Here is a 15,112-nt window from a genome sequence, read left to right as displayed (position 1 = left end):
GTACATTCAAGATGGCATTTACCCAAAAAGCGTAAAACCTAAAGATGGATATACTTAAAGCTATATGTATATGATTTTAGAATAATATGATCTTATAGATTGTATAATGTGAATTTTTGAGTAAAAACAATGTTTAGTGATTGTTTAATCTTTATACTTTTTAGGATAAGTCAACTTAATTAATCTCAATTTTTCAGGATGTGATATCTTGCTGTTTAACAGTCTAAAAGGTCCTGCTATGTTAGTGCATAATGTCGAAAGCTTTCTAAAGACGCATGGACTGTTTTTTTTATGTTAGAGTTTAATATGCCCTGTTTTTCAATGAAATCCTTAAAAAATGTTTCATCACTTTTAGTAATTTTCTAAAAGCCTTACTTTCTTTTGTTAATTCCCGTCTTTCTTTTCTCGTCATTATTAATAGCCTCTAAACGATAAAATAATTTTAGTATATACTACTATTGCATATATGGGGCTTTATGCTCGAAAATTTTTACTTCTCATAGCTGCCATATTTTTTATTGCTTCTGTTTTCTACCTCCTGAACAAATTAGGGCTAAGTTCATATTTGGTAGTTATTTCATTTAAAGACATTTCCTCACGCAAAACTTCAACAACGATTTTTGATTTTAATTCTGCTTGATGATTTCTTCTTTTCACCTATGGATAACTTTTCTAATATTTCGTCATAATTATAGCACTTATTATTAACTTAAATCACTGAGAAAATCGATTTTCGTTGTCTAAATTTCTATAACTATTATATATACATAAACCCGGTGTTAAATATCCAGATTTCGTAGTCTCTTTTGAAACATATACAAGTAATTGAATGTTTGAAATAGAGACACTAAGCCAATTAACAAATCTGTAGATACTTTAGAATACGTTGAAGAATAGGTGCTTTATGATGATGTAAATGGGATAATAGATGAATGTGTATTTGATGAAATTGTAGAAAAATATTGCATAGTATAAAGAAAACATGTGAATAAAAAAGTTTATAAAAATAATTAATTAATTATGATTTCAAGAAGGAATTTATAAATTTATGTCGAATATATAATATATAAGTTAATTAAAATAAAAAAATAAGATCTAAAAATATAGTATTGAGAATATATATTAAATGTTTATAATGCCATATTTTTAGATTAAAAAAATATTATATAGTACAAAAAAAGCATGTGAATAAAAAAAGTTTATAAAAATAATTAATTAATTATGATTTCAAGAAGGAATTTATAAGTTTATGTCGAATATATAATATATAAGTTAATTAAAATAAAAAACTAAAACTAAAATAGTACTGAGAATATATATTAAAAATATTTATTATGGTATATTTTTAGATTAAAAAGCATAAGTTAGAAAAATGTTTTGATAAACTCTACAAAAATAAGAATGATTTTAAGGATAAAGGTAGAATATTTTAATTAAAACATTTAATAAATATTTGTTGTAAGATATATTATAGAATATGTAAAAGTTTTATATCTTTTGTTTTATACTAAACAATAATCTTATATGAAAGAAGGTTGAGATTTAAGTATTTAGAAAGAGGACTTAAAATAAAGTTCAAGTAAAGGTTTCTTTAAAAAGCTAAATTATGTTTAAAACTTATTATAGCTGATACATGTAGGTTTTCCTCTTTAATGTTTATTGAATTTTAGCAAATATTATAATTCGAAAAAAAGTAGAAAATCCTACATATCAGATAAAAAATTTTAGGGTAATAGGGAAAAAGCATATATTGAAAATGGCTTAAATAAAAGCTCTTAAAATATGCACAAGTTTAAATAAAACTATTAGAGAGGGGGTAAATTTAATATAATTATTTAATATGGTAAAGCAACTTTGATGTGACTATAGTTAAACAATTTCGAAGACTTGTTGTAATTAAGAGAGCTGGGAAAATGCTTTTTCTAAAAAAGTTTGATTTGCAAGTGGTATAAGTGAAAATAAAAAATAATAAGAGGTGAAAGCAATGAAAAAATTTATGATGATTGTTATTTCAATAGTTCTTATATTCTCACTAGTTTTAACAGGTTGTGGAAATTCAGGGAAATCATCAACTAGTAATTCTTCAACAAGTAATTCCAATGAAAAGAGCAACTTAAGTGGTTCAATAACAGTATGGAGCTGGAATGTTGCGGCAAAAACTCTTCAAGAAGCAGCAGATAATTTTGTAAAAGCAAACCCAAATGTTAAAATTGATGTGAAAGATATTGGAAGACAAGATGTTTATGATAAATTAACTGTAGGGTTAGCGGCAGGTTCTGGATTACCAGATGTTGTTTCTATAGAAGATGATCATGTTTCTGGTTTTGTTAAAAAATTCCCTAATGGCTTTCTTGATCTGACCAATGAAATTACACCTATTAAGGACAAATTTATATCTTCAAAAGTAGCAAATGCAACTGTAGATGGCAAGTTCATGGCTATTCCTTGGGATGCTGCTCCGGCTGCAATTTTCTATCGAACAGATATTTTTAAAGATGCAGGAATTAATCCAGATGATATTAAGACATGGGATGATTATATAGCTGCCGGTAAGAAAATTGTAGAAAAGACTAATGGGAAAGTAAAAATGTTAGGCATTGATGAAAAAGCTGACGATGGTCTTTATAGAGTAATGTTAAACGAACAAAATTCTTGGTATTTTGATAAGAATGGAAAACCAATCTTAAATTCAAAAGAGTCAATTAATGCTATGAGCAAAATAAAGGAAATGGTTGATGCAGGAATAGTAGATAATGTAAACGGCTGGGATGGTGGAGTAACAGCTACAAAGAATGGATTAGTTGCAACAAGTGTTAGTGGTGTATGGTGGTTAGGAACTCTTCAGGACCAATGCAAGGATCAAAGTGGAAAATGGGGAGTATTTCCTTTGCCTGCATTTAAAGAAGGAGATAATAATGCTGCGGCACTTGGTGGTTCAACATTAATGGTACCTAGTTCAACTAAGAACAAAGAATTAGCTGTTGCTTTTGCCAAATTTGCAATGACTGATAAGGAATCCGTAAAAATTGGTTTTACAAAATATGGTTTATTCCCATCACTTGTTGAATTATATAATGATCCTGTATTTAGTGAAGGTGTTGAATATTGCGGTGGTCAAAAAATATGGCCGATTTTTGCGGATATTGCCAAAAGGATTCCAGGTAGCACATATTTTACAGAAAATTTTGCAGAAACACAGACACATGTTTATGATGCACAAGCGGCAATTTTACTAATGCACCAGGATGTAAGTAAAACTCTAGATGATTTACAAAAAAATACATTATCTAGAATTGGTAAATAATTTAAATAAATAATTATTTAGTACAGCCGCATTTTAGCGGCTGTACTAAATATATTTACGAAATGGGGGTATAAAATGGTTACTTATTCAAATAAAAAAAAGAGTTTATGGGAAAAATTAAAAGTTAATCCTTCTAATGCGCCATACTATTTCATATTACCTGTGATGATTTTATTTATAATTTTTATGGTTTATCCAATAATAGATTCATTGATTCTTAGCTTCCAAAAATTTGAATATGGTAAATATACTTTTGTAGGAATAAAAAATTATGAAATGCTTTTTAAAGATCCTACTTTTATAAAAGCATTGGAAAATAATTTTATTTATTTAATAATTCAAGTACCTATTATGATATTATTAGCATTGATTTTTGCTACGTTAGTAAATAGCAAATTTATAAAATACAAACACTTCTTCAGGATGTCGTTTTTTCTTCCTACAGTTACCGGGCTTGTAGCATATTCAATTGTTTTTAAATTATTACTAAATACAGATTATGGTTTTATTAATTATATATTGAGATTATTCCATTTGCCAATTGTTGACTGGTTAAATGGAGAGTTTTCATCCAAAATTTCTATAATTTTAGCCCTTACATGGAGATGGACAGGATACAATATGGTCATATTATTAGCGGGTCTTCAAGGTATTTCAGAAGAAATTTATGAAGCTTGCGATATAGATGGTGCTAATGGAATTCAAAAATTTACATTTATAACAGTTCCTCTTCTTAAGCCCGTTATAATATTTTGTACAATAACGTCAACAATAGGTACACTACAATTATTCGATGAATCATACGTTTTAACTCAAGGTGGACCTAATAATGCGACAATAACTGTTGCACATTATTTGTATAATACTGGATTTAAGTTTTTTAATTTTGGTTATGCTGCTGCAATAAGTTATATTCTTGTTATAATTATTGCTGTGTTTTCATTTATACAATATAAGGTTATAGGGAGTGATTAAAATGTTAAGAAGTAAACCAAATGAAGCTAAAATATATAGTAAAATATTGATATATTTAGTTTTAATTGTAGGTGTAGTAATTTCTATTTTTCCGTTTTACATGATGTTTGTATCAGCTACTCATTCTTCTGGAGAAATATTAAAGTTTCCACCACAATTAAATATTGGAAAAAAATTGATAAAGAATTACCTTACTATTCAATCAGATATTAATTTTTGGAGAGTGCTAATGAATTCATTATTAATTTCAACATTATATACAATATTAACAGTGTTTCTATGTTCTATTACTGGTTTTGCATTTGCTAAATACGATTTTAAGGGGAAAAATATATTTTTTTCAATTTTATTGGCTACTATGATGATACCAAATCAAGCATTATTAATACCTTTATTTAATATGATGTCAAAATTAGGTTGGATAGATACCTATCAGGCAATAATATTACCAACACTTGCTAATGTTTTTGGAATATTTTTAATGAGACAGAACATGATTTCTTTTCCTAATGCACTAATAGATGCAGCAAGAATTGATGGGCTTGGGGAATTTGGGATATTTTTTAAAGTGGTATTACCTAATATGAAGCCATCATTAGGTGCTCTAGCTATATACATGTTTATGAGCCAGTGGAATAACTTTATGTGGCCATTAATAGCGTTAAGAAGCAATGATATGTTTACATTTCCTGTAGCATTAGCACAATTAAATGGGTTTTCAAGAATTGACTATGGAGAGATAATGTTTGGAGCATCAGCGTCTGCAATTCCGATTATTATTGTGTTTTTGATATTCCAAAGGCAATTTATTTCAGGTATTTTGGGTGGTGCAGTTAAAGAGTAAGTTAAATTTTCTATATAATTAAGATTTAATTTATTTGTGATTACAAATGATGAAAGAGTATTGAGAGTAATAAAATATTTACAATTTTAAAAATTAAAAGAAAAATTAAAAAAGGAGAATGAAAACTGATGGAAAGAAAGGTAATGAATTTCAATATTGACTGGTTGTACATTCCAGAAAACACATCGGATGGTGATAAGGTTTATTGCGATGAAAGTGGTTTTGAAAAAATAAGCTTACCACATACTAATAAAATTTTGCCACATCATTATTTTAACGAGGATGATTATAGATTTGTTTCGTGGTACAGAAAGCATTTTCGAATTGATAAGAAATATGAGGGAAAAAAGATTTATGTTCATTTTGAAGGAGTAATGACGATTGCAAAAGTTTATGTGAATGGTAATTATGTTGGTGAACATAAAGGCGGTTACACACCTTTTGAATTAGATATTACCAACTATATTAAATATGGTGATAATGATAACTTAATTGCAGTTCAGGTTGACTCAAATAAACATCCTGAGATACCTCCTGAAGGATATATTGTAGATTATATGCTTTTTGGTGGTATATATAGAAATGTTTTTATTAAAATTGTAAATGAATTTCATATAAAAGATGTATATTTTGTTGTTGATAAATTGGATAAATATTCTGCAGAGGTTTTAATTTCAACGACATTACAGGGAACTAAGATAAACGGTTCTAAAATATTGACAGAGATTATAAATAAAGATGGAGAGGTGTGTTCATCTTCAATTATTGATGTTGAGGAGATAGAAAAAGAAATTATTCAGAAAATCAAAATCGATAATCCACTGACATGGCATCCAGATCATCCACATCTTTATAGTGTAGTAGTAAAACTAATTGTTAATAATACAGTTTTGGATGATTATACATTTAAGACAGGCTTAAGAACTGTTTACTTTGGAGATGATGGTAAGTTTTATATCAATGGTGAACCTTTAAAATTGAGAGGGCTGAATAGACACCAAACATTCCCATATGTTGGAGGTGCGATGCCAGATAGAGTTCAAAGAAAGGATGCTGATATATTAAAATACGAATTAGGGCTTAATTATGTTAGAACATCACACTATCCGCAAGCTGTTTCATTTTTAGAAAGATGTGATGAAATAGGGCTATTAGTCTTTGAAGAAATTCCTGGATGGCAGCATATTGGTGACAATGAATGGAAACATATAGCAAAAGAAAATGTTAAAGAGATGATATTAAGAGATAGAAACCATCCATGCATATTTATGTGGGGTGTAAGAATAAATGAATCCCTTGATGACCATGAATTTTATACACAAACAAATAAAATAGCACATACCTTGGATAGAAGCAGGCCAACAGGTGGTGTTAGGTATTTGAGAGACAGCGAAAAACTCGAGGACGTTTTTACATATAATGACTTTATCTACAATTTAGAGGGAAAAATACAATTACCTAACCACAGCAAATATTTAGTAACTGAATATCTTGGTCATATGTATCCAACAAAATCATATGATAACTTACAAAGGCTTATTAACCATGCGAGATTACATGCTCTTATTCAAGATAAACAATATGGAATACCAAACATGGCAGGAGCATCAGGATGGTGTGCATTTGACTATAACACTACAAGCGCATTTGGCTCTGGAGATAATATATGCTATCATGGCGTGTCTGATATTTTTAGGCTTCCAAAGTTTGCAGCACATTTTTACAGAAGTCAGGCAGACCCACAATTATATGGGGCGTATGTATTCATAGCTTCTTACCTAATTCCGTCTTTTGAAGAAGAAAATGGAGATAAATTACTGATATTTAGTAACTGTGATTCAGTAAGTTTATATATTAATAATAAATTTTTAAAGTTGTTGTCTCCAAACAGGGTTGACTTTCCTAGCTTGCCACATCCTCCATTTGAAGTTTCATTAAAAGAAGTCGGAATTGACTATATGGATGTGCGAGTCAATAATGCTGAAATTTCGGCAATTGGAATTATAAACGGGATTGAAGTTGCAAAACATACATTAAGGCCATATGATAAACCATATAAATTGATTTTAAAATCTGATGATACTGAACTTTATGCTGATGGCGGAGATTGCACAAGAGTAACTGTAGCTGTTGTTGATAGAAATGATTCTGTTTTACCCTATGCTAATATACCAGTAATATTTGAAATAAATGAGAATGGTGAGCTTATTGGTGAAAACCCATTAACATTGGAAGCAGGAAGAGGAGCAGTTTATGTTAAATCTAAAAGAAAAACTGGCAAAATAACTTTAAAAGCAAAGTCGCCATATGTTTTTGATGAGTCAAAAATTGAATTGAATTTAAAAAACGTAGAATATTTATTTCTATAGAAATGTATTTAAAAATAAAATATAAGTTGTAATTAAAAAGTATCTGAGATGATGTATAATATTTTGTGTAAATAACTTGACTAATAGAGAAAAATAAGGTAGCCTCAATTAATGTCAATAAGAAATAGTAAGAGGTTACCTTTCTATCTTACTATGGATAGCATAGCGTAAAATAACTTTGGAAATCAATTAGAAAATTTACTAAATGCATTTATTAAAAAATGGAAATTCTTATGAAAGAGGAGATAAAGAATTTTCTTTCAGTGGAAGTATCCTGATTTAATTAACAGTAGAAACGGGTATATCAAAGAGTAATATAATAATTCCTCCCATAATATCATAGACGCCATGAAAAATTTGTTTTTTACTTTTTGTTTGCGAATATTTAACTGCGATATAACATAATAACTGTAATAATAGAAGCAAAAAATATAAATTCCAATTTAGATGCTGTATAGTTCACATTACCAAAATCGTCTCTAGCCATAAAAATTATTTATCATTTTAGGAGGAAAATATTTTAGTATTATTTCTAATAGTAAAAAAAGTAATAGAATACCAATTGTGAGAAATAATCTTCCTAAAAAATCATCCATGTATCAACATTACCTAACATTTCTTTACAAAAATTTTACTTTATCAGATTGTTTTATTATATTGTTCTATGTTTTTAACATTTTAGCTGCAATAAAGATGGCAGTTGCACCATTTGCCAAAAGATTGCATATAAAGTGCGCAGTCATTTAACATATGATATAGTAAATGGGATACCCCAGATAGCTGAAATTAATAGTACTAAAGGCTTTAGTGAGTGACCACTTGCATATAATATAATTCCGATAATGGAGGATAAAGTAAGTAAAATTTTATTATTAAAATTTATTATTCCTTTCTATAAAAGGCTTCTTCAGCTATTGAAGGAAGAGAAATATTGTTGATATGATAAAAGTTATAAATGATGGCCATCCAGTTATTTTATAAACATTTATACCAGCATCAACATGTGGCAACATAACTGAAATTGTCATTCCAATTCCAAAGGCAATTATTTCTCCTATTATAGTATATAAAACAAGTCTCCAGAACGTTTTTCCACTTTTCTACTCATCCAATAAACTTTTGAAACTGATGGAACCAATTGCTATAAAATACAAAGATAACCCTGTGTAAAACACAAATTCAAGATAAATCCTATATACCTTACTAATACTACTAGCCAAAAATAAATCTAAAATGTGCCAAATAATTGGTAAAGCCAAATATCTAAATTGCTTTTTTATACCTATCTGTATCTCCATTAAAGTACCTCCTCATTTTAAAGTTTTTAAACTTGTACAAATCTTAGATACTTTCATTTAAGCAATCTTCAAGAACTATTTTTATATCACTAACAGTTGCAATCTAACTTGAATATATCACTATAATGATACCATAAATTAATACAGACAAAATGTTAAAAATAAGTTAGAATAAGAGTAAGAATAAAAGGAGAAAATTTACACCGGAAGAAAAAATGAAAATAGTAATTGAGGTTCTGCGTGAAGAAAAACATTAAATGAAATTGCAGCAGAATATAAAATTCATTCAAATCAATTGAGCCGATGGAAAGCAGAATTTTTATCAAATGCGGCAAAAGCATTTGATAAAGGGACAGATGAAATTGATAAAGTAAAAGAGTCTTATGAAAAAGAGAAGTATGAATTGCTAAGACAAATAGGACAACTATCGTATGAAATTACGTGGCTTAAAAAATCTGGAAGACTCTAAATCCCGTGAAGATCGCATAAACATGAAAGAAAGGGGTAATAAGAAACTCAGTATAAGTAAGCAAGCGGAGCTTCTGAGCTTAAACAGAACAAGCCTTTATCAAATATACAAATTATAGTTATATATTTTTAGCATATAAGTCTATCATAAAAAACTTATTTCTCATGGCTGCCGTTAAATGAATTAACTTGACATAATATAAATAAAATGATAATATTTATTTAAATGAAAATCAGATATTAATAAAGCCTCTTATCAAGAGTGGTGGAGGGACTGGCCCGATGAAACCCGGCAACCGGCATCAATCATCTGATGCGCCCGGTGCCAAATCCTGCAAGGGAAACCTTGAAAGATGAGAGGAGCGGCGGACATTTAGCCCTCTTCATCATCGAAGGGGGCTTTAAATTTTGGGGGGTATTTAACAATGGAAATTAAAATTGGGCTATTGGGTCTTGGTACTGTCGGCAGTGGAGCTTTTAAGATAATAAATTCAAGAAAAAATTTAATTAAAGAGAAAACCGGATATGAAGTTAATATAAAAAAGATACTTGTTAAACATCTTAATAAACAAAGAGGCATCAATGGCATAGAAAGAATACTTACTGTTAATATCGATGATATTATATATGACAAAGAGATAAAAATTGTAATTGAAGCTATTGGAGGAACAAGTCCAACTTATGAATATATAAAGAAAGCTTTATATGCCGGAAAACATGTAATTACAGCTAATAAAGAATTAATTGCAAAACATGGAGTTGAGTTATATTCACTTGCAAAAGAATTTAAAGTCCAATTAAAGTATGAGGCAAGTGTTGCAGGTGCAATTCCAATTATCCATCAAATAGAAAAGTTAAATGTTACAGATAATATAAATTATATTTGTGGCATTGTAAATGGAACAACAAATTATATTTTAACACAGATGATAAATAAGCAATGCAGCTTTTTGGAAGCTTTGAAGCAGGCCCAAATTTTAGGATATGCAGAAAGCAACCCCGACAATGATATTAAGGGGTATGATGCATTATATAAACTTGTAATATTAATACGGAAAGTTTTTGGAGCTAATATCAAAGTAAATTCTATATACAGAAGAGGTATAGATGAAATAAAAGAAGAGGATATTGAGTATTTTAAAAAGCTAAATTATACTGTAAAATTGCTTGCATGGGCCAAAAATGTCAATGGTAATATTTATGCAGGAGTTGAACCAGTTCTAATTAATAATGACAATGTTCTGTCACATATAAATGACGTTAAAAATGCAGTAATTGTTCGCGGAGATAACTTTGGAGAATATATCTTTATAGGTAAAGGTGCGGGACAATTGCCAACAGGTGACGCAATCGTAAGTGATTTACTTAATATCCTATTTGGGTTTAACATAAATGAAGAAATTACTAAAGAAACTAAATATGTATATAATAATAATCTAACAAATACTTATTATATAAGGTTAAAAATCAAAAGTAAATTCAGCTTAAAAAATCTATTTACGATTTTTAGTGATAATGGGATTTCATTTATTAATCAAATTTATGAAAATAATACATTTATTGCAATATTTATTGCTGATAAATCAGATATAGATTCATTAAAGGAGGTGCTTGAAAACAGTAAATTCATCAATATTGAAAGTTTTTACAAGGTTTTAATGAATGAAAATGATGGCAGTAAATTGGAGAAGGTTGAAAGCAGTATAGTAGTATAAGAGATTAAATTAAAGTTATTTAATAATTTTAAATATAAATAATTTAATGTTTTATGAAAATTTGGGAGGATGACTAATGTGAAAAGATTTTTAACGTACATTTTAGTTATATTAATTTTTTCTAGTATTTTATCAGGCTGTGGTTCAAAAACAAGTAATTCTAATATAAACGGAAAGAAGCAAATATTAAAAGTTGGTGCAACAGATGGACCGATGGCACAGATTTTGGAACAAGTAAAGCCTATATTAGCTAAAAAGAACATAGATCTTCAAATTGTCATCTTTAATGACTATGTGCAACCTAATTTAGCTCTTGCACAAAAAGAAATTGATGCAAATGTATTTCAACATATACCATATTTTAATAAATTTATAAAGGATCACAATTTAAAACTAGCAATTCTAGGTAAAACAATAATAGCACCGATGGGAATATATTCAAAAAAGTATAAATCTATAAATGATTTACCTAATGGTGCTAAAATTGCAATACCAAATGATCCTACAAATGGCGCTAGAGCATTAATTCTTTTATCGAGGGCTGGCCTTTTTAAATTAAAAAATGGCGAAAATGTAGGTGCAACTGTCAATGATATAATTGAAAATAAAAAGAATATAAAAATTTCTGAAATAGAAGCAGCACAAACTGCAAGAGTATTACAAGATGTAGATGCAGCTGCAGTTAATTCGAATTTTGCTTTACCACTAGGATTAAATCCACAAAAAGATGCTATTTTTGCGGAAAAACCAGATTCTCAATATGTTAATATTATAGCAATAAGGGAAGAGGATAAAGGAAAACCAGTTCTTAATGAGTTATTAAAAGCATACCAATCACCGGAGATAAAAAAGTTTATCGAAGAGAAGTTTAAAGGTTCTGTAATACCAGCATTTTAAAATATTTTAATATAATAATTTATTAAGGATGTGACATTTCGTGGATAGCAATGCAGTAAAATCATTAAAAAATAAAATTGATGAAATAATTGATGAAATAAAAAGTGATATTTTTGATGTTGCAGATAGAATATACGAGAATCCAGAAATTGGGGGAAAAGAGTTTAATGCAGTTAATTTGTTAACTGATAAAATTAAAAAATATGGCTTTGAAATAAATTATATTGAGGATTTACCCACTGCATTTGTTGCAAAAAAATCAGGTTTTAGAAATGGTCCGACAATTGCTTACATACTCGAATATGATGCGCTTCCTGAATTGGGTCATGCATGTGGACATAATATAATAGCATCTACATCTTTTGGAGCTGGGATAGCATTAAGCATTTTATCAGATCAAATAAAGGGCAATATAGTGCTTATAGGAACACCGGCTGAAGAAAATTTAGGTTATAAAACTTTGCTGATTAAAAAAGGCGTTTTTAATGATATAGATGTTGCTATGATGATACATCCATATGACATTACGACGCCATATGTATCATCACTAGCATTACAGGATATAGAATTTTCTTTTAAAGGAAAACCGTCCCATGCAGCTGTTGCACCTCATTTAGGTGTAAATGCCTTAGATGCACTTATATTGTTATTTAATAATATAAATGCATTACGACAGCAATTAAAGTCTGATGTTAGGATACATGGAATTATAACTGATGGTGGAAAAGCTCCAAATATCATACCCGATAGTGCAAAGGCATATTTCTTTGTAAGAGCTTTGAACAAAAATTGTCTAAATGAAGTAGTGGAGAAAGTAATAAATTGCGGAAAAGCTGCTGAAATAGCAACGGGAACTACATTATCATATAGAAGTTCTATTAAACTTGATGATTTGGTTACAAATAAAATTCTTGCTGACAGATTTGCAATTAATTTAAAGGGACTTGGGTATAATGAGATTTCATATGAACAAGGTTTTATTGGCTCGACAGATATGGGCAGTGTTAGCTATATTATACCGTCTATACATCCGTTTATTAATATTGCAAAAGAAAAGATTGACCTTCATACACAGAAGTTTTGTGAAGCTGCAGGTTCAAATTATGCAAAAGAAATGTCTTTATTGGCAGCTAAAGCATTAGCTCAAACAGGGATAGACGTCTTAACAGATGGTAATTTGTTGGGTGATATAAAGAAAGAATTTTATAATAAAAATAAGGATAAGGATGTGTAGCCATCCTTATTTTTTATCTTAAATCAAAATTTTATACTGTTCTAATTCTATCTATAGTACTGGGATGTGTATATGTTAACCATTCGATAAATTTTGGCGGATCAATGTCTGAAAGACTTCTTTTGGCAAGGTCGATTTGAAGCTTTATAACGACGTTTTTATCATGTAAATACTGTACAGATAATAAGTCTGCCTGTCTTTCCATTTGTCGTGAGATATAATTCTGAATTGGATTTGCATCAAAGCCATAATTTGTTAAACTTTAGAAATTGCATATAATCACTGTCCTTTCTTTAATAATCATCATGGATATATTATATTATAGGCTTTAAAAAAATTTAAATTATTAATGTACTTTATTTGGAATTTTCCTGTGCTATAATTATTATAGTATATATTAAGAGGTGTAAAAATGAAGGCATTATTAGTCGGACTTAATGCAAAATTTTATCATATGAATCTAGCAATAAGAAACATTAAAAAATATTGTGAATCATTTAATATAGAATTATTCGAAGCAACGATAAATGATGATATGGATTTCGTCTTAAAAGAAATCCTAAAACGAGAACCAAATATAGTAGAATTTTCGTGCTACATATGGAATATTGAACAAGTATTATATCTTTGTGAATATATAAAAAAGATAAACAAAAAGATTATAATTTTATTAGGTGGGCCCGAAGCATCATATGATGCGGTAAATCTTTTAAAGAATAAATATGTAGATTATGTTGTTTTAAATGAAGGTGAAAAAACTTTTAAAGACTTGTTAGAGAAATTAAATACGGATAAAAACATAGATAGTATAAATGGTATTGCATATAGAGAAAAAGATGAAAGAATAATAATGAAACCGGAAAAAGATTATGTAAACTTAGATGATATTCCGTTTCCATATGATGGAGAAGATTTTACTAATAAACTTATATACTACGAGACATCAAGAGGGTGTCCTTTTAAATGTTCATACTGCTTATCATCACTTGATAATTAACTGAGATATGTTAATATTGACAAATTAGAGACAGAACTGAAACTTATTGTGAATAAAAGGGCAAGGATTGTAAAGTTAATCGATAGATCCTTCAATAGCAATCTAAAAAGAGCAGAAGAAATAATAAATATAATGGTGATACGATTTTTCACTGTGAAGTAAATCCAGAACTCGTAAATAGTGATTTTATAAGTAATTTAAAAGGCCTTGAAAAAAGAATACAATTTGAGTGTGGCATACAAACGACAAATAAAAGTACACTTACGAAAATATTAAGAACAACAGATGTAGAGAAAGCGCTAAATGGAATAAAACTAATAAAAGGTAGTGGTATAAAAGTTCATGTTGATTTAATTGCTGGCTTACCTGGCGACGATTTTAAATCAATAAGGGAATCATTTAATGATGTATATGAATTAAATCCAGATGAGATTCAATTGGGATTTTTAAAGTTATTAAAGGGTACAAAGCTAAGGGATAATGCTGAAGAATTTGGATTAATATATAGAAGTAAAGCTCCGTATGAAGTATTGCAAACAAATAGCATTACATATGAGGAACTTGCAAAATTGAAGGGGATTGCCTTTTTGGTTGAAAAATATTATAATTCCGGGAAATTTAAAAAAGCGTTGAAGTACTTATTAAGTTTATATAATGAGCCGTTTGATTTTTATGAGTCTTATTATGATTATTGGGATAAAAATAATCTTCTTTATAGAAGATATTCGCTAAATAATTTATATGATATATTAAATAACTGTGCAAAATCTCAAAAAATAGTTGACTCAGAATTATTTATTGATTACTTGAAGTTTGATTATATGTATAATACAGATAATAGAGCATATCCTGTATGTTTAAAGGGTAATGGTTTAAAGATCCCGGATGATATTAAATCCTTGATACACAATGTTGATTAGCTAAAAAGCAATATGCCGGAAGCAAGAAATTTATCAAATATGGAAAGAGGAAAAAGGATTGCAATAGGGTATTTTAAGCATGATATCATTG

Annotated in this window: 10 protein-coding genes, 3 pseudogenes and 1 riboswitch; of the genes and pseudogenes, 11 read left to right on the top strand and 2 right to left on the bottom strand. The window is 28.7% G+C overall.

Annotated elements, in window-relative coordinates:
• Positions 1 to 1,984 precede the first annotated feature (1,984 nt).
• From CPG45_RS00720 to CPG45_RS00705, 4 genes are all read left to right on the top strand, one after another.
• Complete coding sequence (locus CPG45_RS00720; protein WP_096230179.1) at positions 1,985 to 3,304, top strand: ABC transporter substrate-binding protein; 1,320 nt, start codon at positions 1,985 to 1,987, stop codon at positions 3,302 to 3,304.
• Between the two features lie 75 nt (positions 3,305 to 3,379).
• Positions 3,380 to 4,279, top strand: a complete 900-nt coding sequence (locus CPG45_RS00715; RefSeq protein WP_096230178.1) for a carbohydrate ABC transporter permease — start codon at positions 3,380 to 3,382, stop codon at positions 4,277 to 4,279.
• A 1-nt stretch (position 4,280) separates the two neighbouring features.
• On the top strand, positions 4,281 to 5,123 hold the full coding sequence (locus tag CPG45_RS00710; RefSeq protein ID WP_096230177.1) for a carbohydrate ABC transporter permease: 843 nt from the start codon (positions 4,281 to 4,283) through the stop codon (positions 5,121 to 5,123).
• A 128-nt stretch (positions 5,124 to 5,251) separates the two neighbouring features.
• On the top strand, positions 5,252 to 7,492 hold the full coding sequence (locus CPG45_RS00705) for a glycoside hydrolase family 2 protein (RefSeq protein ID WP_096230176.1): 2,241 nt from the start codon (positions 5,252 to 5,254) through the stop codon (positions 7,490 to 7,492).
• Between the two features lie 1,100 nt (positions 7,493 to 8,592).
• Here the strand turns inward: CPG45_RS00705 and CPG45_RS00700 are convergent.
• Positions 8,593 to 8,790 (bottom strand): hypothetical protein, encoded by a 198-nt coding sequence (locus CPG45_RS00700; RefSeq protein ID WP_096230175.1) that lies wholly within the window; start codon positions 8,788 to 8,790, stop codon positions 8,593 to 8,595.
• A 215-nt stretch (positions 8,791 to 9,005) separates the two neighbouring features.
• Between CPG45_RS00700 and CPG45_RS00695 the strand changes: the two are divergent.
• From CPG45_RS00695 to CPG45_RS00680, 4 genes and pseudogenes are all read left to right on the top strand, one after another.
• Positions 9,006 to 9,359, top strand: a pseudogene (locus tag CPG45_RS00695) (transposase); the annotation flags it as partial.
• A gap of 149 nt (positions 9,360 to 9,508) precedes the next feature.
• Positions 9,509 to 9,618, top strand: a riboswitch (SAM riboswitch).
• A 65-nt stretch (positions 9,619 to 9,683) separates the two neighbouring features.
• The gene (locus CPG45_RS00690) at positions 9,684 to 10,973 is read left to right on the top strand and encodes a homoserine dehydrogenase (protein WP_096230174.1); all 1,290 of its coding nucleotides are present in this window, start codon (positions 9,684 to 9,686) and stop codon (positions 10,971 to 10,973) included.
• A 78-nt stretch (positions 10,974 to 11,051) separates the two neighbouring features.
• Positions 11,052 to 11,870 carry a MetQ/NlpA family ABC transporter substrate-binding protein gene (locus CPG45_RS00685; RefSeq protein ID WP_096230173.1) on the top strand — a complete coding sequence of 273 codons (819 nt, stop codon included), beginning with the start codon at positions 11,052 to 11,054 and terminating at the stop codon, positions 11,868 to 11,870.
• Between the two features lie 40 nt (positions 11,871 to 11,910).
• A complete protein-coding gene (locus tag CPG45_RS00680) occupies positions 11,911 to 13,104 on the top strand; it encodes a M20 family metallopeptidase (protein WP_096230172.1) in 1,194 nt (397 codons plus the stop codon).
• 31 nt (positions 13,105 to 13,135) lie between these two features.
• Here the strand turns inward: CPG45_RS00680 and CPG45_RS00675 are convergent.
• A pseudogene (locus CPG45_RS00675) lies at positions 13,136 to 13,348 on the bottom strand (M48 family metalloprotease); the annotation flags it as partial.
• Positions 13,349 to 13,516: 168 nt separating this feature from the next.
• Between CPG45_RS00675 and CPG45_RS18390 the strand changes: the two are divergent.
• The 3 genes and pseudogenes from CPG45_RS18390 to CPG45_RS18380 all read left to right on the top strand — a co-directional run bounded on the left by CPG45_RS18390 (position 13,517) and on the right by CPG45_RS18380 (position 15,021).
• Positions 13,517 to 14,101 carry a B12-binding domain-containing radical SAM protein gene (locus tag CPG45_RS18390; RefSeq protein ID WP_502695795.1) on the top strand — a complete coding sequence of 195 codons (585 nt, stop codon included), beginning with the start codon at positions 13,517 to 13,519 and terminating at the stop codon, positions 14,099 to 14,101.
• A gap of 143 nt (positions 14,102 to 14,244) precedes the next feature.
• Positions 14,245 to 14,448: pseudogene (locus CPG45_RS18385) on the top strand (B12-binding domain-containing radical SAM protein); the annotation flags it as partial.
• Positions 14,449 to 14,538: 90 nt separating this feature from the next.
• Positions 14,539 to 15,021: a DUF4080 domain-containing protein gene (locus CPG45_RS18380; RefSeq protein WP_502695794.1), complete on the top strand. Its 483-nt coding sequence runs from the start codon at positions 14,539 to 14,541 to the stop codon at positions 15,019 to 15,021.
• Positions 15,022 to 15,112: the final 91 nt, after the last annotated feature.

Origin of the sequence: Thermoanaerobacterium sp. RBIITD (genome assembly GCF_900205865.1) — a bacterium.
Taxonomy (GTDB): domain Bacteria; phylum Bacillota; class Thermoanaerobacteria; order Thermoanaerobacterales; family Thermoanaerobacteraceae; genus Thermoanaerobacterium.
This window is presented reverse-complemented; position numbering and strand designations above follow the sequence as displayed.

Coding starts and splice junctions, on each gene's coding strand:
- CPG45_RS00710 (WP_096230177.1), top strand. CDS start 4,281: ATGTTAAGAAGTAAACCAAATGAAGCTAAAATATATAGTAAAATATTG.
- CPG45_RS00720 (WP_096230179.1), top strand. CDS start 1,985: ATGAAAAAATTTATGATGATTGTTATTTCAATAGTTCTTATATTCTCA.
- CPG45_RS00705 (WP_096230176.1), top strand. CDS start 5,252: ATGGAAAGAAAGGTAATGAATTTCAATATTGACTGGTTGTACATTCCA.
- CPG45_RS00700 (WP_096230175.1), bottom strand. CDS start 8,790: ATGGAGATACAGATAGGTATAAAAAAGCAATTTAGATATTTGGCTTTA.
- CPG45_RS00715 (WP_096230178.1), top strand. CDS start 3,380: ATGGTTACTTATTCAAATAAAAAAAAGAGTTTATGGGAAAAATTAAAA.
- CPG45_RS00690 (WP_096230174.1), top strand. CDS start 9,684: ATGGAAATTAAAATTGGGCTATTGGGTCTTGGTACTGTCGGCAGTGGA.
- CPG45_RS18390 (WP_502695795.1), top strand. CDS start 13,517: ATGAAGGCATTATTAGTCGGACTTAATGCAAAATTTTATCATATGAAT.